Source organism: Lentilactobacillus hilgardii DSM 20176 = ATCC 8290 (genome assembly GCF_000159315.1).
Lineage (GTDB): Bacteria > Bacillota > Bacilli > Lactobacillales > Lactobacillaceae > Lentilactobacillus > Lentilactobacillus hilgardii.
Map to the genome: position 1 here is coordinate 89,824 of NZ_GG669998.1, position 17,243 is coordinate 107,066.

Annotated in this window: 15 protein-coding genes; 11 read left to right on the forward strand and 4 right to left on the reverse strand. The window is 39.5% G+C overall.

Annotated features, from left to right (window positions below; all coding sequences use genetic code 11):
* Positions 1-96: 96 nt before the first annotated feature.
* Positions 97-1,314 carry a multidrug efflux MFS transporter gene (locus HMPREF0519_RS11740; protein ID WP_003554991.1) on the reverse strand — a complete coding sequence of 406 codons (1,218 nt, stop codon included), beginning with the start codon at positions 1,312-1,314 and terminating at the stop codon, positions 97-99.
* A 66-nt stretch (positions 1,315-1,380) separates the two neighbouring features.
* On the opposite strand from HMPREF0519_RS11740, the gene HMPREF0519_RS11745 reads away from it, so the two are divergent.
* Complete coding sequence (locus tag HMPREF0519_RS11745; RefSeq protein ID WP_003636515.1) at positions 1,381-2,100, forward strand: class A sortase; 720 nt, start codon at positions 1,381-1,383, stop codon at positions 2,098-2,100.
* Here HMPREF0519_RS11745 and HMPREF0519_RS11750 read toward each other — a convergent pair.
* Positions 2,097-2,564, reverse strand: coding sequence for a low molecular weight protein-tyrosine-phosphatase (locus tag HMPREF0519_RS11750; protein WP_003554993.1), 468 nt, complete (start codon positions 2,562-2,564; stop codon positions 2,097-2,099). The two genes, HMPREF0519_RS11745 and HMPREF0519_RS11750, sit on opposite strands and share 4 nt — an antisense overlap.
* Positions 2,565-2,711: 147 nt before the next feature.
* Here HMPREF0519_RS11750 and HMPREF0519_RS11755 point away from each other — a divergent pair, with 147 nt between their 5' ends.
* From HMPREF0519_RS11755 to HMPREF0519_RS11785, 7 genes are all read left to right on the forward strand, one after another.
* Positions 2,712-3,479, forward strand: coding sequence for a hypothetical protein (locus tag HMPREF0519_RS11755; protein ID WP_003636517.1), 768 nt, complete (start codon positions 2,712-2,714; stop codon positions 3,477-3,479).
* Between the two features lie 59 nt (positions 3,480-3,538).
* Positions 3,539-4,921 (forward strand): UDP-N-acetylmuramoyl-tripeptide--D-alanyl-D-alanine ligase, encoded by a 1,383-nt coding sequence (locus tag HMPREF0519_RS11760; RefSeq protein ID WP_003636520.1) that lies wholly within the window; start codon positions 3,539-3,541, stop codon positions 4,919-4,921.
* Positions 4,922-5,123: 202 nt separating this feature from the next.
* The gene (cshA, locus tag HMPREF0519_RS11765; RefSeq protein ID WP_003636523.1) at positions 5,124-6,632 is read left to right on the forward strand and encodes a degradosome RNA helicase CshA; all 1,509 of its coding nucleotides are present in this window, start codon (positions 5,124-5,126) and stop codon (positions 6,630-6,632) included.
* Between the two features lie 130 nt (positions 6,633-6,762).
* Entirely contained in the window at positions 6,763-7,119 is a 357-nt protein-coding gene (gene acpS / locus HMPREF0519_RS11770) for a holo-ACP synthase (protein WP_003561680.1), read from the forward strand.
* A 10-nt stretch (positions 7,120-7,129) separates the two neighbouring features.
* Complete coding sequence (gene alr / locus HMPREF0519_RS11775) at positions 7,130-8,254, forward strand: alanine racemase (protein ID WP_003561682.1); 1,125 nt, start codon at positions 7,130-7,132, stop codon at positions 8,252-8,254.
* Between the two features lie 72 nt (positions 8,255-8,326).
* A complete protein-coding gene (locus HMPREF0519_RS11780; RefSeq protein ID WP_003554999.1) occupies positions 8,327-8,611 on the forward strand; it encodes a hypothetical protein in 285 nt (94 codons plus the stop codon).
* Positions 8,612-8,629: 18 nt separating this feature from the next.
* Complete coding sequence (locus HMPREF0519_RS11785; RefSeq protein WP_003561686.1) at positions 8,630-9,007, forward strand: type II toxin-antitoxin system PemK/MazF family toxin; 378 nt, start codon at positions 8,630-8,632, stop codon at positions 9,005-9,007.
* 314 nt (positions 9,008-9,321) lie between these two features.
* Here the strand turns inward: HMPREF0519_RS11785 and cbpA are convergent, their stop codons facing one another.
* Both cbpA and HMPREF0519_RS11795 read right to left on the reverse strand, forming a co-directional pair.
* Positions 9,322-9,966, reverse strand: coding sequence for a cyclic di-AMP binding protein CbpA (gene cbpA, locus HMPREF0519_RS11790; RefSeq protein WP_003636526.1), 645 nt, complete (start codon positions 9,964-9,966; stop codon positions 9,322-9,324).
* Between the two features lie 222 nt (positions 9,967-10,188).
* The gene (locus tag HMPREF0519_RS11795) at positions 10,189-11,145 is read right to left on the reverse strand and encodes an L-lactate dehydrogenase (protein WP_003636529.1); all 957 of its coding nucleotides are present in this window, start codon (positions 11,143-11,145) and stop codon (positions 10,189-10,191) included.
* 416 nt (positions 11,146-11,561) lie between these two features.
* Here HMPREF0519_RS11795 and pth point away from each other — a divergent pair, with 416 nt between their 5' ends.
* The 3 genes from pth to HMPREF0519_RS11810 are packed head-to-tail and all read left to right on the forward strand — an operon-like array spanning position 11,562 to position 17,233.
* Positions 11,562-12,122, forward strand: a complete 561-nt coding sequence (gene pth / locus HMPREF0519_RS11800; RefSeq protein WP_040472827.1) for an aminoacyl-tRNA hydrolase — start codon at positions 11,562-11,564, stop codon at positions 12,120-12,122.
* 16 nt (positions 12,123-12,138) lie between these two features.
* Complete coding sequence (mfd, locus tag HMPREF0519_RS11805; protein WP_404803269.1) at positions 12,139-15,672, forward strand: transcription-repair coupling factor; 3,534 nt, start codon at positions 12,139-12,141, stop codon at positions 15,670-15,672.
* The gene (locus HMPREF0519_RS11810; protein WP_003636535.1) at positions 15,662-17,233 is read left to right on the forward strand and encodes a putative polysaccharide biosynthesis protein; all 1,572 of its coding nucleotides are present in this window, start codon (positions 15,662-15,664) and stop codon (positions 17,231-17,233) included. The genes mfd and HMPREF0519_RS11810 overlap by 11 nt, the downstream gene beginning before the upstream one ends.
* Positions 17,234-17,243: the final 10 nt, after the last annotated feature.

Here is a 17,243-nt window from a genome sequence, read left to right on the forward strand (position 1 = left end):
AGAATAAAAAAAGTGAGACTGAATAGGTTACTTTTTGTTTCAGCCTCAACTCTGTGTCTATCATTTTCTAATGATTTGATATTATTTATCTAAAGGCTAGGCACGATTCTTTCGCATAACCCGTGTATTGTTGTAAACTAGAATCAGGTTTAATACGACAAGAACTGCTGTAGAAATAAACACGCCGGCATAATCAAATTCTGAAGAAATGACAGAACCGATCATTGGACCGGCGACGTTCCCCATTGCCTGAAATGACTGATTCCAACTAAACACGCGACCGGTGACCTCAAACGGTGTATTTTTAGCCAAAATAGCTTGGACTGCCGGCAACATTGATGCGTTTGCAATTCCGATTAAAAAGCGTAGCGCGATTAACTGCCAAATGTTTGTGACAAAAGCCATTGGAATATAAACGACAATGGCTAAGAAAAAGCCAATAATAATAATACGATCCGTCCCAATTCGGTCTCCTAATTTTCCAAGCATTGGAGCGGCTACTAACGTGGCAATTCCCGGAACGGCTGCGACAATACCACTATAAAAGGTTGTTGTCGCACTATTATGCATAATTTGACGAACGTATAAGGCCAAAATTGGTGCAATTGAATTGTTGGCAGCTTGAATAATCATTGTTGTTATAAACATGCCGAAAACCAGTTTAGAATTTGTCAGACGCTTTATAACACCTCGGGTGCTTAACATCATTGTTTTGGCAACTGGCTTGAAATCCTCGTGAACTAAAAAGAGCGTTAAAAAGAAAACGGATAACAGTAAGAATCCGGTAATGAAGAAAGTAACCCGGTAACTAAAAAGAGAAGCCAAAATACCACCAAGCAGTGGACCGAGAAGTGTTCCGGAAACGTTTCCGGTTACCAGAGTCCCAAGTGCCTGACCGCTTTTGCTTTTAGGAACTTGAGTTGCAATTAGTGCGTTGGCATTACTGATATATCCGGAGAACACGCCTTGAAGCAGTCGTAGACCAATAAGCTCCCAAACATTTGTAACCAATCCCATTAAGAAAAAAACAATTGCCATTCCGGCTGAAGCACGAACCAACATCAATTTTCGACCGGTGCGGTCTGCTAATTTTCCCCAAAAGGGAGAGGCGAGAGCAGTGACTAAGTAGGTTGCTGCGAACGCAAATCCACTGTATAAACTTAGTTGGTCATGGGAAAAATTTCCCAATGTGTCGACGTAAAGAGATAAAAATGGCATGACTTCACTAAAGCCAATTCCCGCCATGAAAGTGCCAAACCATAAAACGGTTAGGTTTTTACGCCATGAATTCGGATGATCATTTATCCTTGCCAATGCATTTCCTCCTTAGTGTCAATGAATTTGATAATCGCTTAGTCCACCCAATTTCGGGAGATAAACATGAAAAAAAATTTACTCAAAAAAAGTATCATTAATATTATTTTTGGGCTACTGGTCATAGTTGCCCTGGTTCTTATTTTTAATCGCCCCATTAAAAATAAGGTGATCGGGTCGTATCAACCTAAGGTTACCCGTCAAGAGATTGCTGCCACAAATCGTCGAACTCAGAAAAAAAGTAAACGGCATCAACAAAATGTCAGTTATAATTTTAAAAAAGTAAAGTCCCTAGATTTTGAAACAGCACTTAGATCACGGCTGAATTCGCAACAAATTGAACAGGCAGGGCAAATCCTAATTCCTAAATCTGGTATTCATCTGCCAATTGGTCTTGGGGTTTCTAACAGTACGCTGGCCCTTGCAGCTGGGACGATGAGAGCCAATCAAAAAATGGGAAGGGGAAACTATCCACTGGCTGGTCATCATATGGTTAACCGAAAGATCTTGTTTGGCCCATTATACTTTAAAACTCGTGTTGGTCAGACTATTTACTTAACCGATATGAACAGGGTTTATCAATATCAGGTGTATCAACGTGCCTTTATTGCCGCAACACGCGTTGATGTCATTAAGCAAACTAAAAAACCGATTGTGACATTGGTGACATGTGATGCGACCGGCAAAGGTCGACTATTGATTAGGGGCCGGTTGGTTAAAACTTTTAAACTTAGGGATGCAACTCAAAAAATAAAGCGAGCCCTTTTGAGGCCCGCCAATAGTTAATGCAGATTTGATTTAACGTAATCTAACCATTTGGGTAATGCGCGTGACAGTTGCTGATAAGTTCTACCAAATTTATGATCATACCATGGATCTGGAATATCTTGACCAGCTTCTTTTTCAACAATATCTAAACAGAGATGAATTTTCTTTTGATCGGACGAGTCGGCCATTTGTTTTAAATAATAAATATTCTGGCTATCCATACCGATAATAAGGTCTGCCCAATGAAAATCTGCGGTTGTGATTGGTCGGGAACGAAGATTTGAAATATCTAATCCATGCTTGGCCATTTCAGCTTGTGCACCGGGGTGGGGTTGGTTACCCTCTTCTTCGTCACTAATTCCTGCAGAGTCAACATTGATTTTAGCTTGTAGATTTTGGTCACTGATTAGTTTTTTAAATAATCCTTCTGCCATTGGCGAGCGGCAAATATTTCCCAGACAGACAAATAAAACGTTAGTCATTTTAACAACCTCAAATTAATAGTATATTAACATTAATCATACCAAGTATTATCTTAAAGGGCAAACTTATCAATTTTGAATAACGCAAGACAGGAGCTTTAAACCGGAGTACAATAAAATTGAAACATCAAGATGGAGAAATGAACGATGAAGGGTAATTTCATATTTATTAATACTAATCCAATTTCAAACATGATTTTATCTTCGGGGATTACAGCTGCTGATTACGTCAATGGGCTGGACGAACTTCCGGATAACATCATACTGCTTAATAGCGATGAAGATGCAGCAAACGGGTATAACTCCCACTCTAGATTTAATTTGATTACAGGAGCAGGGGAAATTAGGCGTTACCTGCTAAGGAACCCATCTAAGCAAAAAAAGTTTATAGATTTTAATGATGAGGACAGTGTTAACGGGCTGTCTCCCTTTGAAATTGCTGAACTTCTTTACTTGGGTCACATGGGGACGCCAATGGGGCGACCATTTTCCTCTAAGCTGTTGAACCATTACATTTATCTTAACTTGGGAAATGGTGAGACAAGAACCTATTACCGTCGCTTTTCTGATGTTAACCATGTTTTGGAGATCGCTTTAAAACGCAATTTAAGAGAAATTCATAATACGTTGCGGGTCTTTTTACGGCCATTGGCTATTAAAGACGTTGATAACTCGATTTTAATCAAGTTAATTACACGTGCAAATGACGGACTCTTTATTGTTTTTGGGGCACTTCGTGAAAAAAATCGGGTTTATCATATTCCTCTAAGGGTTTTAAAGGATCCGGATCAGGTCTCGATTATTTTAAAAACTAAGGAGATTGAAATCAATACTGACTATGTTGGGGATTTAACTTATGATCTTCAACACTCAAAGTGGGATTTACAATGGCACAGTCAAGCGACGGATGTTTAGTCGCTTGTTTTTTGTTATAATAGAAGATAATTATATTTTTATATTGGAGCGCTAAAAAAATGAAGATGACGATTGGTGAAATTGTCAAGGCAATTAATGCCAGTATTGAAAATGAAACTGACAAAATTTTGCAAACCGAAGTGAATGGTGTTTGTTTTGATACACGTAGACTGACACCGGGCCAGCTTTTTATTCCATTAAGTGGCACACACGATGGCCATGATTTCATAGAGAATGCCATCAAAGGCGGGGCTGTCGCAACGCTTTGGGCAAGTGATCATACTAATCGATTACCGGTTGCTATCCCGGCTTTGGTCGTTGATGATCCCTTGGCTGCCTTTCAAAAATTAAGCAAGTATTATTTGACAAAAATCAATCCAAGGGTGATTGCGGTTACTGGAAGTAACGGGAAAACAACAACCAAAGATATGATTGCTTCCGTGTTGTCCGGGGAATTTAATGTGACCAAAACATATGATAACTTTAATAATGAGATCGGCGTTCCTTATACCATCTTACAAATGGAGTCAAATACGGATTTTTTGGTGGTTGAAATGGGAATGGATCGACCGGGACAACTTGATTTTCTATCGAAGTTGGTTGAACCCGACGTCGCAATCATCACCATGATTGGTGAGGCTCATATTGAATTCTTTGGCACCAGAGATAAAATTGCTGACGCCAAAATGGAAATTACCCATGGTTTAAAAGCGGACGGCTACTTTATTTATGATGGTGATGAACCGTTGTTAATTGAACGTGCCAAACAGGTGGATTTCTCCAAGATGACGTTTGGCCGAAGTCATACAGATGATGTATTTGCAACAAAGACAAGTGATGGGCAATACAACACTTCTTTTGAAGTGAATTTGTGGCCGGATAAGAAAGTGACAATTCCAATGATGGGGGACTATAATGTTAACAATGCGTTGGCTGCTATTACAGTAGGCAAATTGTTTCAGATTCCTCAGATTGAAATTATTCAAAAGTTGTCGCACTTTGATTTGACTAAAAACCGTACAGAATGGCTCACTGGTAACAAAGGTGAAAAGATTTTGAGTGATGTCTATAATTCCAATCCAACTGCGGCAAGGGAGGTTTTGACTGCTTTTAGCCAAACCGATGTTATGGGACGCCGGATTGTTGTCTTGGGAGATATGTTGGAATTAGGTGATAAATCGTCTCAAATGCATGCGTCACTAGCAAATGACATTGATTCGAACGAAATTGCAGCTGTTTATTTGGTTGGCAAAGATATGCAGGCGTTGTATGAAAAATTGAAGCCGGTATTTGCACCTGAAAATCTACATTACTATCAAGCAGATCAGCTTGATCAGTTATCTGATGATTTAAAAAGGGATATTCAGCCCAATGATGAAGTTATGCTAAAGGCAAGTCATGGTATTCACCTTGAAAATATTGTTGAGAAATTGACGGCTTAATCATTGAAAGATGAGTTTTCCTTGCGTATTTAATGTAAACGATGTAAACTTAATAAGTTACTTTTTGAAAAGTAGATATATTTTGAAAAAGAAGCTATATTAATTTAAAGAAATCTAGTCAAGTAGTTAACGCATTACGGAAAACGGACTTTTTTCAGTTAATTACGGAACTGTTACTGTTCCAATTTAGGAGGAAACATATTTGAAGTTTAGTGAATTAGGACTATCGGACAGCTTACTTTCAGCAATCTCAAGCAGTGGTTTTGAAGAAGCCACACCAATTCAAGCTGAGACCATTCCAATGGTTCTTAATGGAGAAGACGTTATTGGCCAGGCACAAACTGGTACTGGTAAGACAGCGGCATTTGCATTGCCGATCTTACAGCATTTGGATTTTAATAATCCAAACGTTCAGGCATTGATCATTTCACCAACTCGTGAATTAGCAATTCAGACCCAAGAAGAAGTTTATCGACTTGGCAAAGACGAAAAAGCTAAGGTTCAAGTTGTATATGGTGGTGCTGATATTCGTCGGCAGATCAATTCTCTGAAGAGTCACCCACAGATTATTGTCGGGACGCCGGGAAGAATCTTGGATCATATCAGTCGACACACATTGAAGTTGGAGCACGTTAAGACATTGGTTCTTGACGAAGCCGATGAAATGTTAAACATGGGGTTCCTTGATGATATTGAGTCTATTATCAAGCAAACACCTAGTGATCGTCAGACCCTTCTTTTCTCAGCAACGATGCCTCCACAAATTAAACGTGTTGGCGTGCAGTTTATGAAGGATCCCCATCAAGTAAAAATCAAGGCCAAAGAGTTGACCACAGACTTAATCGATCAGTATTATGTTCGGGTTAAGGAATATGAGAAGTTTGATACGATGACACGATTCTTTGACGTACAGGATCCAGAAGTAACGATTGTTTTCTGTCGGACAAAGCGTCGGGTTGATGAAGTTTCAAAGGGACTCGAAGCACGAGGCTATAATGCTGCAGGCCTCCACGGCGACTTAACACAGGCACGCAGAACTCAAATTATGAATGAGTTCAAACAAGGTAAAGTTGATATTCTGGTTGCAACAGATGTTGCTGCCCGTGGAATTGATATTTCCGGTGTGACTCATGTTTATAATTATGATATTCCGCAGGATCCTGATGGATATGTTCACCGGGTTGGTCGTACCGGTCGTGCCGGAAAACATGGTGTTTCAATTACATTTACGACACCTAATGAAATGGATTATCTGCACGAAATCGAAAAGTTGACCAAAGTGCGGATGCTGCCTTTGAAACCGCCTACAGAACAAGAAGCTTTTGTAGGCCAATTGAATAATGCTGAATCTGATATTGGAGAGTTAATTAAACGAACCAATACTGAAAAGTATGAAAAAATGGCTGATAAGCTTTTAGACGAGTATGAAGCAACTGATTTGGTTGCTGCTTTGCTTAACGATGTGACTCGTGATTACGTTAAAGTTAAAATTACACCGGAACGTCCATTATCTCGAAGACATCATGGTAGTGGCGGCCGTCGTAACAGCAATAATCATCGTGGTGGTGGTCATTGGAATAATAGACGTAACGATGATCGTAATTCCTCACGAAATCGGAATCGCCGTAGTAATGGTGGTAACCGTGACCATAAGAGAAAAGATGATCGTCATTCGAACAGTAAACATCGATTTACGATCAAAAACAAATAAGCTCGATATCGTTAAATTGAGCCGTTAGTAAAAGCTGGGGCAAAGAATTTTTTGTTCCGGCTTTTACTACCTACATAGAGAAATATGGTATTATTAATTGTAACTTTGTTAGTTTGTGAGGACTTTATTTATGATTGCCGGACTTGGTATTGATATTACAGATATTTACCGCATTAAAGCGGCTATTACCCACAATGCCCATTTTGTGGCTCGGATTTTAACTGCGTCAGAAATAGAACAACTGACTGATTTTTCTGAGAAAAGAAAAGTTGAATACATTGCCGGCCGTTTTTCCGCTAAAGAATCTTATTCCAAGGCATTTGGGTCCGGATTGGGTTCAGCCGTTCGCTTTCATGACCTGACAATTATTGATGATTCGAAAGGAAAGCCGATTGTGTTGGAACATCCCTTTAATGGTAAGGCCTTTGTTTCGATATCTCATACTGACGACATTGTGATGACCGAAGTTATCTTAGAGAGAGAGTAGAGGATAAAAAATGACTGTTGGAACTTTGCGGAACGCAAGATTAATCATTAATCAAAAAGCAATTTATAACAACGTCAAAAACGCTGTTACACATACTCAATCAGGAACGGACCTATTTGTTGTAGTCAAAGCAAACGGCTACGGCCATGGTGCGGTTCAGGTAGCCAGGATTGCTGAGAATGCTGGTGCTAAAGGCTTCTGTGTGGCATTGCTTGAAGAAGGATTAGAACTTCGACAAGCGGGCTTTACTGAACCAATTTTAGTGTTGGGGATTACAGAGCCAACTTTTGCGCCTATTGCACGCGATAGTCATATTTCACTAACGGTTAGTTCGGAAGAGTGGCTGAAAACAGCTGGTATTATTCTTAATCAGCAGGCTTCTAAAGAGAAACTTCATGTGCATTTGGCAATGGATACCGGTATGGGAAGAATTGGCTTTCAGACCCCTGACGAACTGCAAGAGGCAATGCTGGTATTGAAAAAGTATCAGGATACCTTTGATTTTGAGGGAATTTTTACGCATTTTGCGACGGCTGACAGCAAGGACGACACGTATTTTCAATACCAATACGAAAATTATCAAAAAATGTTGGCAGTTGTTGATAAGAAACCGAAGTATGTTCATGTGGCCAATACGGCAACAAGTCTTTGGCATAAAGTTTGTGGTGCAAACATGGTTCGATATGGTATCTCAACGTACGGACTAAACCCTTCAGGTAAAGAAATTACCAGGACGCCTTATACACTATTTCCCGCAATGAGTTTTCAAGCTGGTCTTAGTTATGTTAAGAAGGTGCCAAAGGGTAAGTCGATCGGTTATGGGGCTACTTATCAAACCAAAGAGGACGAATGGATTGGGACTGTTCCAATTGGCTATGCTGATGGCTTTCCCAGAAAAATGCAGGGATTTTCAGTATTAGTTGATGGTCAATATTGCCCAATTGTTGGCAGGGTATGTATGGATCAATTTATGATTAAATTACCGAAACAGTATGGGACTGATACGGTAGTAACAATTATTGGTAAATCAGGTGCACATGAGATTACCGTTGATGACATTGCGGATCAGTTAGGAACAATCAATTATGAAGTTGTTTGCGGTTTTAGCGAGCGGCTACAAAGAAAATATGTTTGACAATACTGCTTTATTTACAGTTTCATGGTATATTAGAAGGTAAAGTAATCTTGGAAAATAGGGGATATTACGATGGAAAAGGCAACTAATCACAAGCAATTTTCAGTTATGATCAACGATCAGGTTGCAGATAGATTGGATCAGTTCTGTACAAACGTTGGTATTTCAGAAAGTGCAGCGGTTGAAATTGCAATCAACTATTTTTTTGATGATCCTAAAGTAATTAGTGGATTAATGAACGGATATCGTGAAATGGCAACTCTGAATCGTGAAATCAGCCATGATTTTTCGTGTTGCGAAGAAGATGCTGACGTTCATTTGGCACAGTATCGACGGAGATTACGGAATTTTTATTAAATAAATTAACATGATGCGATGATGGGAGGTGTGAGGGTGACTGACGTTATTTTTAAACGTGGAGACATTTTCTACGCTGATCTATCACCCGTTGTCGGTTCTGAACAAGGTGGAATGAGGCCTGTATTAATTATTCAGAATGACATTGGCAATCATTACAGTCCAACTGTCATTGTCGCTGCCATAACCGCGAGAATCTCGAAACCTAAGATGCCAACTCATGTCGGAATATCTGCCAGTAATGGCATTGAAAGAGACTCGGTTATCTTATTGGAACAGATTAGAACGATTGATAAGCAACGATTAAAAGATAAGGTTACCCATTTAAATAATTCGACGATGGCTAAAGTAGATAAGGCAATTCGAATTAGTTTGGGATTAGGCAAAAACGCGTGAAAGACCAGAATACATATAGTAACATTCAAGAATCATTGAATGTTACTAGGGAAAATGAGAAAAACGCGATGGTTTATATCTCTGCTTGGATTATTAGATAAACTTTCAACGAGATGTATGAAAAGTATATATAGAGGCAGCAATTTATTTGGCTTTTAAACTGAAATAGCTGTTCTTTATTTGTCATAAATTTTTAAATTAATTAAGAATAATGAATTAGAAGTAAATGGAACAATAAAAATCGCCTTCATGATAGTTACTATTGTAACTGATATCATGAAGGCGATTTTATTGATGGTCATATTTAGCGAAGATTATTTATTTTCTTCTTTTAGATTCTCAACTTCCGGCACACGAAATTCTTTTCGTTCCAAAGCTGCAATAATTCGGTTAAGGCGATCTTGGTCAACCTCCGCGGGTAAAGTAAACATAATTCGATGAACGAGTTCACCCTCTTGAGCATCCAAAGAAATAACACTTGCAATATTAGTATATTTTGTGATGATTTTTGCAATTTCTTCAAGGTCACCGCGTTCGCCACTTGAAACAATGGTCAGAACATAGCTACCGATATTAACATTCCAAGATTGTGATAGCATGTCTAGCAATCGGGTATGGGTTAAAATACCATAGAAATGGTTTTGAGCATCAAGGACTGCAATATAAGGCAAGTCCTTAATGGAAAAGAACACTTGGAAGAACGCAGAATTGACGTTAACAAATTTGGTTGCATTTTTTAAGAGTGTGGTAACGGGCAATGACATGTCACCACCACGAGATTTGTGACGATAAATGTGCATTTTGTAGATATTTCCTCGGAAAATAGAACCTGTTTCATCAAGAATTGGCACACAACGATAGCCTGAATCCTCAAGGACTTTTAGGGCTTCCTCAAGAGTGGCGTCCTCTTTAACGGTAACTAGACGTTCTTTAGGCTTAACAAGTGTTTTTAATAGCATTTTTTAATTCCTCCAACTTAAGCTGTATATGATTATGATACCATAGCCGCATTCAGAACAGTACTAATAAAAATGATAAATTCTCATTAATTGCTAACCAAAATACCATTTGGTTATTAGACAAGAATGAGATTGATTATGTTCACAAATAAAGATGGCAGCAAAAAAGAGGTTGGGCAAAATGTCTTTTATCCCAACCTCAACTCTTAATCCAAAAACGTATTAAAGTTGATCCATACCATCTTTAGTTGTCTTTTGGAGTGTTTCTGCAGAGGCCTTCATTGCAGCCTTTTCCTTATCGTTAAGAGGTACTTCGATCACTTTTTCGATGCCTGAACCGTTAATAACAGCTGGACTGCCGATATAAACATCATTTAAGCCATATTCACCGTTCATTGGTGCGCCAACAGGTAAGATGGCATTTTCATCACGCAAAACTGCACGTGAAATTCTCATCAAGCAAGTGGCAACTCCATAAAAAGTTGCCCCTTTTCTGTTAATGATTTCGTATGCTTTATGACGTACTTGATCTTCAATAGTTGCCAAATCATCATCTGACAAGCCGGTACGTTTTGCAACGTCTAAGAATGGTTCACCACCGACACGTGCAGCGGAGTATGCAGCAAATTCAGAATCACCATGTTCGCCTAAAATATAAGCGTCAATGGATTGTGAACTGATGTTTAACTTCTTGCTGAGAGCCACTCGGAGGCGAGCTGAATCTAATGATGTCCCACTACCAAACACTCTGTTCTTAGGGAATCCTGAGAACTTTTGAGCAGCGTACGTTAAGATATCAACTGGGTTAGCGGCAACCACGATAACACCTTTGAAGCCTGAAGCAACTAACGGTTTAATAATTGCCTGCATAATTTTCAGGTTCTTATTAACCAAGTCAAGACGGGTTTCACCAGGCTTTTGAGGTGCACCTGCGGTAATAATAGCCAAGTCAGCATCATGACAGTCTTCATAGTCACCAGAGTAGACGTGTTTTGGTGAAGTAAATACTTGAGCATCTTCAAGATCCAATGCATCACCGACAGTTCGTTCCTTCACAACATCTACAATTACGAATTCTTCTGCAAGACCTTGTTGCATCATGGCGTATGCATAGGAAGAACCAACTGCACCGTCACCGATTAACGCAACTTTTTGACGTTCTAAAGCCAAAATAATCATCTCCTAATCAATTTTTATCGCTTTTAATTATACCACATGGTAGTTTTGATTTTCACAAATTACTTTATAATAATTTGATTAGAGGGTGATGGATGGCGATGTAAGGATATACAAGGCTTGCTCAATGGGTATCTAGACCAATTTGATGAAAGACCTGTCTTGCATGGTGTTTTAGGTCATTTATCATTGCCAACAAGAGAAAATGACCTTTCTGCTGCTAAAAAATGGGTCAGGTTGTCAAAAAGCAGATCGGATTAACCCGTTTCACAACTTCCCTCACGTAACGACAATTATGCTATAATTTATAATATAGGCTTAATTTGAAGCTCAATCTGACTTGATAATTTAATGTAGACGACTGCTGAACCAACTGGTTCAGCCTTTTGTGTTGTAAGAATGTGAGGATAATGATAATAATGAAAATGATTGTTGGCTTAGGTAACATTGGACCACAGTATGATGGTACCAGGCATAACACCGGTTTTATGGTGGTTGAAGAGTTTGCCAAAAAATATGGCATTAGTATTAAAACCAGAAAGATGAATGCTAAAATGGGATCCGCATTCGTGAATGGTCAAAAAGTTTTGGTCGTTGAACCGACAACTTTTATGAATGATTCGGGAATCGCTGTTAAACCGCTAATGAGCTATTTTGAAATTGAAAATAAAGATGTCATTGTTGTTCATGACGATATGGACCTACCGATCGGAAAAATTCGAATCAAAGATAAAGGTTCTGCCGGTGGTCATAATGGTATTAAAAGTCTTATCAATAATTTGGGGACTGAACATTTTTCAAGGATTCGAGTTGGCATTGCGCACCCCGACAAGAACAATACTGTTGTGAATTACGTTTTAGGCCGTTTTTCGAAATCACAACTTCCGGAATTTAAAATTGCGACTGACAATGCTGTTAATGCACTTGAAGATTGGCTTGACGATGTGACCATTCCTGAATTGGAGAATCGTTACAATTAGTGAAAGGACGATAACTTTGCAATTCGATCAATTACTTACTAAAATGCCTCAGTTTACCCAGATTGCATCAAGTCTCAAGGCTGATAGTCGACAGTTGATTACAGGCATTAGCGGTTCAGCTCGGACACTCTTGATTGATAACCTGCTTAAGACAACGACGCGACCGGTGGTTGTGGTTGTTGATACGTTATTTCATGCAGATCAACTGGTTAGTGACTTTTCTAACTTGCTGGAAGATGATCAAATCTTTGAATTTCCGGTTGAAGAAATGGGAGCAGCCGAACTTGCAACAAGTTCTCCGGAATACAAGGCACAACGGGTTCTCGCACTGAATAAGCTGATCAGTGGCGAACCAGCAGTTATCGTAACGTCTGTTTCCGGATTAAAGCGATTGCTGCCGTCGCCTGATCAATTTTCAGATGCCGAGCTAACAATTGATATGGATTCGGAATATGATTTGGAAAAGTTAAAGCTGAAGCTACACCAAATGGGCTACACGTTTCAGAAGTTGGTGGCTGCACCGGGAGATTTTTCAATTCGTGGGTCAATTTTGGACGTATTTCCCTTAAATAACCAGGATCCGGTACGAATTGATTTCTTTGACACTGAAGTTGATTCCATGCGACTCTTTGATGTTTCAAATCAACGTAGCATAAAAACAATTAATACCATCCAGATACTTCCTGCAACTGATTTATTGATCACCGATCAGCAAAGGCAAAAGGTCGCTGGTGAGTTAAAAGACCAATTAGCATCTGAAAAAGCAAAGTTGGATGATGAGTCTGCCAAAAAAATCAATAATGCTATTGAGCCTCAAATTATGGATCTTGAAAATGGGTTAAATGATCCTAAATGGTTATTGTTCGCTAATTTATTTTATGATCAGTCAAACTCGCTGCTGGATTACTTGTCAGATGACGGTGTTGTGGTTTTTGACGACTATTCGCGAATAACGGATTCTCAACGCCAACTGGAAAGTGATGACGATGTTTGGCTGACCGATAAAATTAAAAATCATGAATTATTACCATCGACGAATTATACCAATGATTTTAAAAAGATTTTTAAAGTAAACAAAAAGGCAACGCTTATTCTCTCACTTTTTCAAAAGGGCCTCGGGAGAATGCGGTTAGATGCAATTGTTGATATTACCGTGCGACCGATGCAGCAATTCTTTTCACAAATGCCGATGCTTCGAACTGAGATTGGGAGATGGCAGAAGCAAAAACAGTCTGTTATTATTATGGTTCAGGATCAAAATCGAATGGAAAAAGTGGCGCAAACACTTTCTGATTTTGAAATTGCAGCTACACAAACCGAGATGTCGGCTATTTTGTTACACCAGGTTCAACTGGTTCACGGCAATTTAGAGAATGGGTTTGAACTCCCGATTGCGGGATTGGTTGTGATTACCGAAAAGGAAATGTTTGGAACGATTGTTAAAAAACGTCCACGACAAACAACCTTCAATAATGCAGAACGGATTAAAAGTTACACTGATTTAAAGCCTGGCGATTACGTTGTCCACGTCAACCATGGTATTGGCCGTTATGAAGGCATGAAAACGATGGAGGTTGATGGCAAGCATCAGGACTACCTGACAATTTCTTATCGGGACAGTGCCAAGCTTTTTATCCCTGTCACTCAGTTGAATATGATTCAAAAATACGTTTCTTCTGAAGATAAGAAGCCGAGGATTAATAAACTTGGTGGTAGTGAATGGCAGAAAACGAAACGTAAGGTTGCATCAAAGATCGAAGATATCGCTGACGATCTGATTGAATTGTATGCAAAACGGGATGCAGAAAAGGGCTACGCTTATCCACCTGACGATTCCTTACAAAATGAATTTGAAGCACGTTTTCCATATACGGAAACGCCGGATCAATTGCGGAGTGCCGATGAAATCAAGCATGATATGGAGCACAATAAACCAATGGACAGATTGTTGGTCGGCGATGTTGGATATGGTAAAACCGAAGTGGCTTTGCGAGCAGCTTTTAAGGCAGTCGAGGTTGGTAAACAGGTTGCCTTTCTTGTACCAACAACTATTTTGGCACAGCAGCATTATGAAACGATGCTTGAGAGATTTAGTGATTATCCAATCGAAGTGAGGGTTCTTTCCAGATTTCAAACGACTGCTCAAATTAAGGAAACCCTGGAAGGCTTGAAAAAAGGGACTGTTGATGTGGTAGTCGGAACTCATCGGCTTTTGTCAAAGGATGTTAAATTCAGTAACCTTGGTTTACTGATTATTGACGAAGAACAACGATTTGGTGTTAAGCATAAAGAGCGAATCAAGGAAATGCGTACGGATGTTGATGTATTGACGTTGACGGCTACGCCAATTCCACGGACGTTGAATATGTCGATGATGGGTGTTCGAGATTTGTCTGTGATTGAGACACCACCTTCGAATCGATACCCTATTCAAACCTATGTGATTGAGCAAAATGCCGGGACCATCCGTGAAGCGATTGAACGGGAAATGGCTCGTGGCGGCCAGGTATTTTATTTGCATAATCGGGTAGCGGATATTGAAAAAACGGTTTCTCAATTAAGTGAATTGGTCCCAGATGCGAGAATTGCGTACATTCATGGACAAATGACTGAAAACCAAATGGAAGATATTTTATATGATTTTGTCAATGGTGAATACGATGTCCTGGTGACAACCACTATTATTGAAACGGGAGTCGATATTCCCAATGTGAATACATTGTTTGTAGAGAATGCCGATCATATGGGCCTTTCCCAACTTTATCAATTAAGAGGACGAATTGGCCGAAGCAGCCGGGTAGCGTATGCCTATTTTATGTATCAGCCAAATAAGGTTTTAACCGAAATTGGTGAGAAACGTTTGGAAGCCATTCGTGATTTTACTGAGTTGGGATCCGGTTTTAAAATTGCAATGCGAGATCTTTCAATTCGAGGTGCCGGGAATCTTTTAGGTAAACAGCAGTCGGGCTTTGTGGATTCGGTAGGGTATGATTTGTATACGCAAATGTTATCCGATGCCGTTTCAAAAAAGCGTGGCAAGAACGTAGCCTTTAAAACGGATGCCACAGTCGAACTTGATCTTGAGGCTTATTTGCCAAGTGATTATATTCAGGATAGTCAACAGAAAATTGAAATTTATAAAAGAATCCGTCAAATTGAAAATCAAGATCAGCTAAACGAAGTAACGGATGATCTGATTGATCGTTTTGGCGATTATAATGAGCCGGTTGCTAATTTGTTAAAAATTTCCGAAATGAAAATGTACGCTGATAAAGCAATGATTGAAAAAGTTCATCAGGACGGGCCGAGGGTAACACTTACGTTTGCTAAACAGGCAAGTGAAGAATTTACCAGTAAGGAATTGTTGGCTGCAATTGCGCAGACCAAATTTCGAGCAACCATTAATAGTGCGGACAATAAGTATCAAGTTGTGTTGACTGTTCAGCCCAATATGAAAGATTGGTTGGACCAAATTATTGCATTAAGTAAATCATTGACGATTACAAGAAAGAAGCATCAGGCCAATAAGGTAACCTCAAATGACAAATAATTCACGGCGAAAACAAGTTTTAGCAGGGACTTTTTTGCTAACTATTGCATCGTTTGTTGCAAAGTTTTTAAGCGCTGTTTATCGGGTGCCGTTTCAAAATATGGTCGGAAATGTTGGCTTTTATGTCTATCAGCAAATCTATCCAATTTATGGAATTGGCATGACGGTGGCACTTACTGGACTACCGCTATTTATTTCAAAGTTGGTTGTTGACGTTAAAAATCCAGAAGACCGGATTGCCTTGGTTTATCGAATTCAAGTGATTGTGACCTTCTTATCAGTCGGTTTCTTTTTACTTCTTCAATTTGGATCCGGTTTTATTGCACAAGCGATGAGTGATAGTCGGCTGGCACCGGTCATAAGGGCGGTTAGCTGGATGTTTCTTTTAGGACCGTTTTTATCTACCTGGCGTGGTTATTTTCAAGGTCAAATGGATATGCGGCCTACTGCTTATTCACAGGTTATTGAGCAAGTTGTACGCGTGACTTTCATTTTGGTATCAGCCGGTTGGGCTGTTCGACACTTTGCAGATCCATATACTATTGGAACTCTGGCGATGGTGTCTGCTCCGATTGCGGGGCTGTGTGCGTTAGTATCAGTATACTATCATGTTGTCAGGGCACACCTGCCCAAATCGAGTCATCAACAAGTTTACCGGCGACTTTTTACAAAAATATTGTTTGAGGGTGGGACGCTGTGCTTGGTTTCGGCAGTGATGCTGCTGCTTCAATTAGTAGATTCATTTTCGGTTGTTTCCGGTCTCCGGGACTTTGGTCTTTCGTTTGTCGAAGCACAAAATATTAAGGGCATTTATGATCGTTCCCAGACGTTGGTTCAATTGGGAATGGTTGTGACAACTGCATCAATTACAGCGGCGTTGCCAAGTTTATCGTTGGCAAATGTCAGAAAACAGGATGTTACTTTTTTACATCTGTCAAAGACTAATGTACGAGTAAATCTAGCAATATCGATGGCGATGAGTGCGGGATTATTTGTGCTGATGCCTGATATTAACGGGCTGCTTTTTTCGACAGCCCAGTTAAATTTGACGATTGCTGTGTATTGCTTCAGCATTGTACTGACAACTATTATTTTAACGTACAATATGGTGCTTCAAGCACACGGCTATTATGCGCCAACAATGCTTGCAATTACTTGCGGTTTTGTTGTTAAACTTATCATTAATAAATGGCTGGTTGCGACCTTTGGAATCATTGGGGCTAGTGCTGCAACATTAATCGGACTGATTGTCATGATCTTTTTAATGAGGTTGATAGCTTCCCGGTATTTATCACATTTAATTGATGGCGTTCAGCTAATAAAGTTGACCAGCGTTTTATTGGCTATGATGATAGTTGTTGGAGGATTAAGTCGGCTTGTTGACAATATCGGATTGTTTGCACCTGGTCGCTTGCAATCATTAATAGTGGTTGTCATTTGTATTCCAATAGGCATTACGATGTTTTTCTATGGTTGTAAACGATTAAAAGTTTTCTCGATACGAGAATGGTTTGCCATTCCACTGCTTAGTAAATTGATGAGAAGGATTAAATTAAGATAGGTTAAAAGGT

Excerpts from the sequence above, each read along its gene's own strand:
- HMPREF0519_RS11745 (WP_003636515.1), top strand. The coding sequence starts at position 1,381 with ATGAAAAAAAATTTACTCAAAAAAAGTATCATTAATATTATTTTTGGG.
- HMPREF0519_RS11750 (WP_003554993.1), bottom strand. The coding sequence starts at position 2,564 with ATGACTAACGTTTTATTTGTCTGTCTGGGAAATATTTGCCGCTCGCCA.
- HMPREF0519_RS11755 (WP_003636517.1), top strand. The coding sequence starts at position 2,712 with ATGAAGGGTAATTTCATATTTATTAATACTAATCCAATTTCAAACATG.
- HMPREF0519_RS11760 (WP_003636520.1), top strand. The coding sequence starts at position 3,539 with ATGAAGATGACGATTGGTGAAATTGTCAAGGCAATTAATGCCAGTATT.
- acpS (WP_003561680.1), top strand. The coding sequence starts at position 6,763 with ATGATTGCCGGACTTGGTATTGATATTACAGATATTTACCGCATTAAA.
- alr (WP_003561682.1), top strand. The coding sequence starts at position 7,130 with ATGACTGTTGGAACTTTGCGGAACGCAAGATTAATCATTAATCAAAAA.
- HMPREF0519_RS11780 (WP_003554999.1), top strand. The coding sequence starts at position 8,327 with ATGGAAAAGGCAACTAATCACAAGCAATTTTCAGTTATGATCAACGAT.
- HMPREF0519_RS11785 (WP_003561686.1), top strand. The coding sequence starts at position 8,630 with ATGATGGGAGGTGTGAGGGTGACTGACGTTATTTTTAAACGTGGAGAC.
- cbpA (WP_003636526.1), bottom strand. The coding sequence starts at position 9,966 with ATGCTATTAAAAACACTTGTTAAGCCTAAAGAACGTCTAGTTACCGTT.
- HMPREF0519_RS11795 (WP_003636529.1), bottom strand. The coding sequence starts at position 11,145 with ATGATTATTTTGGCTTTAGAACGTCAAAAAGTTGCGTTAATCGGTGAC.
- pth (WP_040472827.1), top strand. The coding sequence starts at position 11,562 with ATGAAAATGATTGTTGGCTTAGGTAACATTGGACCACAGTATGATGGT.
- HMPREF0519_RS11810 (WP_003636535.1), top strand. The coding sequence starts at position 15,662 with ATGACAAATAATTCACGGCGAAAACAAGTTTTAGCAGGGACTTTTTTG.